The organism is Streptomyces sp. KR55 (assembly GCF_052245645.1).
GTDB classification, from domain to species: Bacteria; Actinomycetota; Actinomycetes; order Streptomycetales; family Streptomycetaceae; genus Streptomyces; species Streptomyces flavusporus.
Genome location: NZ_JBQQCE010000470.1, coordinates 1 through 7706 on the forward strand (window position 1 = coordinate 1; position 7706 = coordinate 7706).

Here is a 7706-nt window from a genome sequence, read left to right on the forward strand (position 1 = left end):
CATCCACGCGATGTCCACGGCGCCCGCGTTGAGTGCCTCCAGCGCCGACGGGCCGCCGTTGAAGACCTGCGTGCGCAGCCGGGTGCCGCCCAGCTCGCGGGTGAAGTAGCCCTTCTGCACCCCGGCCAGCGGCGTGGCGTGCGTGACGTTGGCGAAGTAGCCGATGGAGACCTCGTCCGCCGACAGCGGCGGGCCCGTGCCGACGGCCGGCGCGGCCGCCGCCCCCGGCGCCCGGGACCCGTAGCCGCAGCCCGCCGCCAGGAACAGCAGCAGGAGCAGCGCGAGGGCCGCGCGGAGCGGACGCCGGGAGCGGCTGGGCGCCGGGCTGCGCTCAGACAGGCGCATCGGGGGTCCCCGGAGCGGTCGCGCCGACCATGCCCGCGGTCAGCGTGGCGCCGTCGGCCGGGTCGATCAGCACGAAGGAGCCGGTGCGCCGGCTGTCCTCGTACCGGTCGAACGCCAGCCGCTCGGCGGTGCGCAGCGCGACCTGGCCGATCTCGTTCAGGTCGAGCCGCCCCGGCCCCGGGATCCGGCGGACCACCGCGCGCACGGTGCGCGTGGTGTGCTTCAGCAGCACGTGGTCCCCGGGCCTGAGCGGGCGTTCGTGCAGATGGCACACGGCCGCCTCGACGTCCCGGGACACCGTCGGCAGTGCCGCCGCCGGGACGATCAGGTCGCCTCTGGAGACGTCCAGGTCGTCGGCGAGCCGCAGCGCGCCGGACTGCGGCGAGCGGACCAGCTCGGCCGGCGCGCCCAGCACGTCGATGCCGGTGACGGTGGTGGTGCGCCCCGACGGCAGCACGGTGACCCTGTCGCCGACCCGCAGCGCTCCGGCGGCGACCTGACCCGCGTAGAGGCGGACGTCACCGGAGCGGATGACGTACTGGACCGGGAAGCGGGCGGGTCCGTCGGTCACCTCGTCCGCGACGGGAACGCTCTCCAGGTGCGCGAGGACGGTCGGCCCGCCGTACCAGTCCATGCGCGTGGACGGCTCGACGACGTTGTCCCCGGCGAGCGCGGAGATCGGGATCGCGGTCACCTCGGGAATGCCGAGGTCGGCCGCGAGCCGGGTGAACTCCCCGGCGATGTCCGCGAACACGGACTGCTCGTAGCCGACGAGGTCCATCTTGTTGACGGCGAGGACCACGTGCGGCACCCGCAGCAGCGCCGCCACGGCCGCGTGCCGCCGGGTCTGCTCGACCACGCCCTTACGGGCGTCGACGAGGATCACCGTCAGGGTGGCCGTGGACGCGCCGGTGACCATGTTGCGGGTGTACTGCACATGCCCCGGCGTGTCGGCGAGGATGAACCGGCGCTTGGGGGTGGCGAAGTAGCGGTAGGCGACGTCGATGGTGATGCCCTGCTCGCGCTCGGCGCGCAGCCCGTCGGTGAGCAGGGCCAGGTCGGGGCCCTCGCCGGAGGACGCGCGGGCGACGGCCTCCAGCTGGTCGGCGAGGACGGACTTCGAGTCGTGCAGCAGTCGTCCTACGAGGGTGGACTTGCCGTCGTCCACCGAGCCGGCGGTGGCCCAGCGGAGCAGGTCCGCCTCGGCCGCGGGGGCGGCGGAGGCGTCACGGTGCCGGGTGGTGGGCATGGGGTTCGCGTGTCCCTCCTGTGCGCCGGTCCCGGCGGTCAGCCGGGACCTGGCTTCCTGGAAGATGCCGCGCATCATCAGGGCGGCGGTGAAATGCGGGGGGTGGCCGAGAGCTGTCACGTCCGCGGTCATGTCAGAAGTACCCCTCGCGTTTGCGGTCCTCCATCGCCGCCTCCGACAGCCGGTCGTCGGCACGGGTGGCGCCGCGCTCGGTGAGCCGGGAGGCGGTGATCTCGACGATCACCTCGTCGACGTCGGACGCCTCGGACAGCACGGCGCCGGTACAGGACATGTCGCCGACGGTGCGGTAGCGCACCCGGCGCTTCTCCACCGGCTCGCCGTCCTTCGGGCCGCCCCAGTCGCCCGGCGCCAGCCACATGCCGGAGCGCAGGAACACCTCCCGTTCGTGCGCGAAGTAGATGGACGGCAGCTCGATGCCCTCGCGGGCGATGTACTGCCACACGTCCAGCTCGGTCCAGTTGGACAACGGGAAGACGCGCACATGCTCGCCGGGCAGATGGCGGCCGTTGTACAGCTGCCACAGCTCGGGCCGCTGCCGGCGCGGGTCCCACGTGCCGAACTCGTCGCGCAGCGAGAACACCCGCTCCTTGGCGCGGGCCTTCTCCTCGTCGCGCCGCCCGCCGCCGAACACCGCGTCGAACCCGCCGCCGCTGATCGCCTCCAGCAGCGGCAGCGTCTGCAGCGGATTCCGCGTGCCGTCGGGACGTTCGCGCAGCACACCCCGGTCGATGTAGTCCTGTACGGACGCCACATGGAGGGTGAGCCCATGTGCGGCCACCACACGGTCCCGGTAGGCGAGCACCTCCGGGAAGTTGTGCCCGGTGTCCACATGCAGCAGCGCGAACGGCAGCGGCGCCGGCGCGAACGCCTTCAGCGCCAGATGCAGCATCACGACGGAGTCCTTGCCGCCGGAGAACAGCAGCACCGGCTTCTCGAACTCGCCGGCCACCTCGCGGAAGATGTACGCCGCCTCCGACTCCAGGACGTCGGTGTGCCCGAGGCGGGCGGCCACGGCCGTCACAGCAGCCCCCGTTCCGCCATCAGCGCGTGCAGGGTGTCCACCGACTCGCCGACGGACTGCAGTTGGGTCTCCACCTTCGCGTCCGGTGACTGCGGCGGCTCGTACGGGTCGTCGATGCCGGTCAGCCCGGACAGCCGCCCGGCGCGGGCCTGCGCGTACAGGCCCTTCACATCGCGTACGGCGCACACCTGGAGCGGCGTGGCGACATGCACCTCCAGATACGGGGTGCCGCTCGCCTCGTGCCGTTTGCGGACCGCCTCGCGGCTGTCGGCGTACGGCGCGATGACCGGGACCAGCACCAGGATGCCGTTGCGTGCCAGCACCTCGGCGACCAGGCCGATGCGCTGCACGTTGGTGTCCCGGTCCTCGCGGGTGAAGCCGAGGCCGGCGCTGAGGAACGTACGTATCTCGTCGCCGTCGAGCACCTCGACCCGGTGCCCCTCCCGGGTGAGGCGGCTGGCCAGCGCCTGCGCCAGCGTCGTCTTGCCGGAGCTGGGCAGCCCGGTCAGCCACACCGTGGCGCCCTTGGTCAGCGGGGTCCTCATGCGCTGCTCCTTGCCGCCGCACCGGCCATGGAGACGACGCCGTGCGCGGCGAGCACGGAGAACCCGGCGGCGCACGCCTGCTCCAGCTCCTCGCGCTCGGCGTCGGGCAGGTCCCGCCAGGACGACGAGGGCGCGCCCACCTTGGCCGCGCACCGGCGCTCCCAGTCGGTGTCCACGAAGTCCGCGCCGAGGAACTCACCGATGCGGTGCAGGGACTCCTCGGGCGCGGCGAGCAGGTCCTCGTACCAGATGTGCAGCACGTTCTCCTGCGGCAGCGCGGACATCGCCTCCATGCCGCGCTTCATCTCGTCCGCCCAGTACGTGCCGAACAGTGACACCGGGAGCCGGTAGTCGCGGACGGCACGGGCGTCGAAACGATCCGGCAGGAACGGCAGCAGCTCGTCCGGTACGAACCCGAGGTCGCGTTCGGTGTCGGCGGACTGCTCCTCGGCGTACGGGTCGTGGCCGAGGGTGAGGTGCAGCGCCATCACCACCGCGGCCATACGGAAGCCGGTGTGGCGGCTCATGGACAGCGCGGTGTCCCGGCCGTCGCGCACGATGTGCAGATAGCGGGCGTCGGGGAAGTGCTCGCGGAACTGCCCGGCGAGGATCAGCGAGCCGCCGCTGCGTTCGGCCCACAGGGTCTTGCCGAAGCGGGCGCACAGCCAGCCGAAGAGACGGTGGTAGTGCTCGCCGACACCGGCGTCCGGGAACTCGGCGACGGCCGCTTCGAGTTCGCCGTACAGCTCGTCGGGGGTGTCGGCTAAGTGGGGGAGGGTGGTCAGCAGGACGGCCGGGATGCCGGTGTCGGCCTGGAAGCGGGTGGTCGCCGAGGGGCGGTAGAGGACTTCCCTGGGGGCCAGTCCGTGGGCGGTCAGGAGCCGGTTGACGGTGTTGCGGGAGGACAGGACGTCCCAGAACTCCGCGGCCGTGAGGGAGCCTTCGGGGAAGACCCGGGCGGTGATCCGGTACATGTCCGTGAGGTGGTTGAAGAGCTCCGACAGGCTGAGGACCTGCGGGTGCTCGCGCAGCAGCTCGGAGACGAGGGTCGAGCCGCAGCGGCCGGTGCCGGTGACGAAGACCTGGCCTGGTGAGGTCGGGTTGGGCATGGCGCAGCTGTTCCTTCCGTGCGTCCTTGGGCGGTGTCCGTGGGGTCGTGCTGGAAGGTGCTTCGGGCGGGCCGACGGTGTGGGGCCGTAGGCCCGGCCGGCGTCAGGACCGGCGCAGCAGGGCCGCGTACAGCGTGAGGCCGGGGCCGAAGGCCATGGCGACCACCGGGCCGTCGGTGCGGGGCAGTCGCTGGAGGACCATGAGGACGGTGGGCGAGGAGCAGTTGCCGCACTCGTCGAGGACGCCGTACGAGGCGTCCAGCGCGCCGGCGGGCAGCTCGAGCCGCTCACCGACGACCTCGAGGATGCGCTTGCCGCCCGGGTGCACGGCCCAGCCGGTGACCTCCTCGGGCGTGAGCCCGTGCGGGGCGAGCAGCTGGTCGCGGACCACCTCGCCGACGTGCTGGGCGAGCACGTCGGGGACCTTCGGCGAGAGGCCCATCTTGAAGCCGAGGTCGGTGATCTGCCAGCTCATGTGGTCGGCGGTGCTGTGGTCGGTGACCGCGACCACGTCGATGACCTCGTAGCCGCTGTCGGCGTCGGGCTCCAGGACGACGGCCGCGGCGGCGTCGGCGAACAGCGCGTGCGCCACGACCTGTTCGATGTCCCGGGTGGGCGGCTGGACGTGCAGCGAGGTCAGCTCCAGACACAGCAGCACCGCCGGCCGGCCGCGCGAGGCGACGAAGTCGGAGACGGCGCCCAGCGACGGGACGGCGGCGTAGCAGCCCATGTGGCCGATGAACAGCCGCTGGACCTTGCTGGACATGCCCAGCTCGTCCGCGAGCCTCAGGTCGAGGCCCGGCGTGGTGTAGCCGGTACAGGAGGCCACGGCCAGCAGGCCCACGTCCGACGGGGCCAGGCCCGCGGACTCCAGGGCGTCGGCGACGGTGCGCTTGCCGAGGGGCACGGCCTCCTCGATGTAGCGCTCCATGCGCTGTCCGGTGCTCCAGCCGGACACTTCCTTCTCGGCGCGCGGGTCCACGGCCGTGGAGCGTGAGCTGATTCCGGAATTCTCGAATATCCGGCGGGCCAGCGGATAACCGTCGTAGTGGTCCAGGAAAAATTCCTGCCACAGGTCGTCCTGGCTGCTCCGGGTACCCGGAAAGGAATGGGAGGAGCCGGTGATGACGGGGCGTGCGGCGGCGCGCAGGCCCCGGCGGGCAGGGGCGATTTTCTCTTCGAGGTGCATGCGAGATCCCTTTGCTTTTGGGCAGCGGAAACGGCCGCGTCGGGCCGACGGCGGGAGAGAGGGAATCGTGCGTGCTGATGGGATCCGACCCGGGCGCCTTTGCGCAGGCCAGACCGTCCACATGGAGATACGCCAAAGCGGCGCACGGAAGATGAAAGAAAGAGTGGTCTGCTCTCCCCCGTTCGAACCGGATGTCGATTCGGTACCCTCAGTCAAACACAGGACTTCCGGTGGAATCAAATATTCCGGTGTTAATTTCCTCGGCGGAAACAATTAGCGGCTGAAAAACACCGGCCTGCCTCTCGGTGAACCCGAGAGGCAGGCCGGTGCTGTGTTTTTCTGTTCGGTATCGGTGTCCGGAATCGAGCCCGGGGTAATTCAGCCAGAACTTGCGTTGATTTCGGTCAGCGGCCGTGCGGGTTCCGCCCGGGACGGTTCGTGCAGCCGGGCGCCCTCGATGTCCAGGTCGGGCAGCAGCCGGTCCAGCCCGCGCGGCAGCCACCAGGCGCCGCGTCCCACCATCGCCAGCACCGCCGGCACCAGGGTCATCCGTACGACGAAGGCGTCCACCAGCACACCGAACGCCAGCGAGAACGCGATGGGTTTGACGATGGCGTCCTCCGTCGTCACGAAGCTGGCGAAGACGAAGAACATGATGAGCGCCGCCGCCGTCACCACCCGCGAGGCATGCCCGGCCCCGTCGATCACCGCGTCCCTGGCCAGGCCGGTGCGCACCCACTCCTCGCGCATGCTGGACACCAGGAAGACCTCGTAGTCCATCGCCAGTCCGAAGAGCACGGCCATCAGCACGATCGGCAGGAAGCTGACGACGGGTCCGGTCCGGGCCACCCCCAGCGCGTCGGCGAGCCAGCCCCACTGGAACACCGCCACGACCGCACCGAAGGACGCCGCCACCGACAGCAGGAACCCGACGGTCGCCTTGACCGGCACGACCAGCGAGCGGAAGACCAGCAGCAGAAGAATCAGACACAGCCCGACGACCACGGCCGCGAACGGCAGCAGCGATGCGGTCAGCCGGTCGGAGACGTCGATCCCGATCGCCGTGGTGCCGGTGACGGACACGGCGGCGCCGGTCTCCCGCTCGATGGTGGACGCGTCGCCGCGGATGGCGTCCACCAGGTCCTGCGTGGACTCGTCCTGCGGTCCGCCCTCCGGTACGACCTGGATCACCGCCCGTCCGGACTCCGGCGCGTACTGCGGCTGACCGACCTTGACCACGCCCGGCAGCTCCTGCAGCCGTCCGGCCACCGCGGCCGCCTGCTGCTGCCCGGCCTGTCCCTCGGTGTCCGCCTCGGCGAGCACGAGCAGCGGCCCGTTGAAGCCGGGCCCGAACGCCTCGTCGACGGTGTCGTACGTCTCGCGCTGCGACGTCCCGTGCGCCGCCGTGCCGTTGTCGGGCAGCGCGAGCCGCAGATCGGCGGCGGGCAGCGCCAGGGTCACCAGGGCGGCGACGGTGCCGATGACGACGAGCAGCGGGCGCCGGGTGACGAGCCGGGCCCAGCGCTGCCCCATGACGGAAGCCTTTGCCGCGGCCTTCTCGGTGGCCTCCTCCGTGGCTTCTTCCGTGGCTTCTTCTGTACCCCCCGCAGGAACGTACTCCGCGGCAACAGCCGCCCGCCGCGCGGCCCGTGAGCCCGGCCGGGGCGCGAGCCGTGCCCCCGCGAGGCCGAACAGCGCCGGCAGCAGCGTCACCGCGACCAGCACGGCGATGAGCACCGTCGCCGCCGCACTCAGACCCATGACCGTCAGGAACGGGATGCGCACCACGAGCAGCCCGACCAGCGCGATGACGACCGTCGTCCCGGCGAAGACCACCGCGCTGCCCGCCGTCCCGACGGCCCGTCCCGCCGACTCGCGCGGTTCCATTCCCTGGGCGAGCTGTGTCCGGTGCCGGGACAGCACGAAGAGCGCGTAGTCGATGCCCACCGCCAGCCCGAGCATCAGCGCGAGGCTCAGCGCGGTCGACGACACCGTCACCCCCGAGGACACCGCCAGCAGCCCGGTGAGCCCCGTGCCGACGCCGACGAAGGCGGTCAGCAGCGGCATCCCGGCGGCGAGCAGCGAGCCGAAGGTGATGGCGAGCACGGCCAACGCGACCACCACACCGAGCAGTTCGAGGACGCTCGGGGTGAGCACACCGTTGCCGTACGCCTGACCGCCGACGGAGACCTCCAGCCCCGCCTCCTCGGCGGCCTTGGTGGTCTCC

General features: G+C 71.6%; 7 protein-coding genes. All 7 read right to left on the bottom strand.

Translation table 11 applies throughout. The features are described 5' to 3' along the window. On the bottom strand, positions 1-345 hold a 345-nt coding region (locus tag ACTWQJ_RS42140; RefSeq protein WP_443311704.1), incomplete at its 3' end, for an ABC transporter substrate-binding protein. Further along, complete coding sequence (locus ACTWQJ_RS42145) at positions 332-1594, bottom strand: sulfate adenylyltransferase subunit 1 (RefSeq protein WP_443311708.1); 1263 nt, start codon at positions 1592-1594, stop codon at positions 332-334. The genes ACTWQJ_RS42140 and ACTWQJ_RS42145, both read right to left, overlap by 14 nt. A 133-nt stretch (positions 1595-1727) precedes the next feature. Beyond that, positions 1728-2636, bottom strand: a complete 909-nt coding sequence (gene cysD, locus ACTWQJ_RS42150; RefSeq protein WP_409472313.1) for a sulfate adenylyltransferase subunit CysD — start codon at positions 2634-2636, stop codon at positions 1728-1730. Next, on the bottom strand, positions 2633-3169 hold the full coding sequence (cysC, locus tag ACTWQJ_RS42155; protein WP_385513183.1) for an adenylyl-sulfate kinase: 537 nt from the start codon (positions 3167-3169) through the stop codon (positions 2633-2635). Before cysC ends, cysD begins: the two co-directional genes overlap by 4 nt. A gap of 8 nt (positions 3170-3177) precedes the next feature. Further along, the gene (locus tag ACTWQJ_RS42160; RefSeq protein ID WP_443311705.1) at positions 3178-4290 is read right to left on the bottom strand and encodes a sulfotransferase family protein; all 1113 of its coding nucleotides are present in this window, start codon (positions 4288-4290) and stop codon (positions 3178-3180) included. A 103-nt stretch (positions 4291-4393) separates the two neighbouring features. Next, the gene (locus tag ACTWQJ_RS42165) at positions 4394-5479 is read right to left on the bottom strand and encodes a type III polyketide synthase (protein WP_443311706.1); all 1086 of its coding nucleotides are present in this window, start codon (positions 5477-5479) and stop codon (positions 4394-4396) included. Positions 5480-5857: 378 nt separating this feature from the next. Continuing rightward, positions 5858-7706, bottom strand: a 1849-nt coding sequence (locus tag ACTWQJ_RS42170; RefSeq protein ID WP_443311707.1) for an MMPL family transporter, incomplete at its 5' end; no start/stop codon positions are given.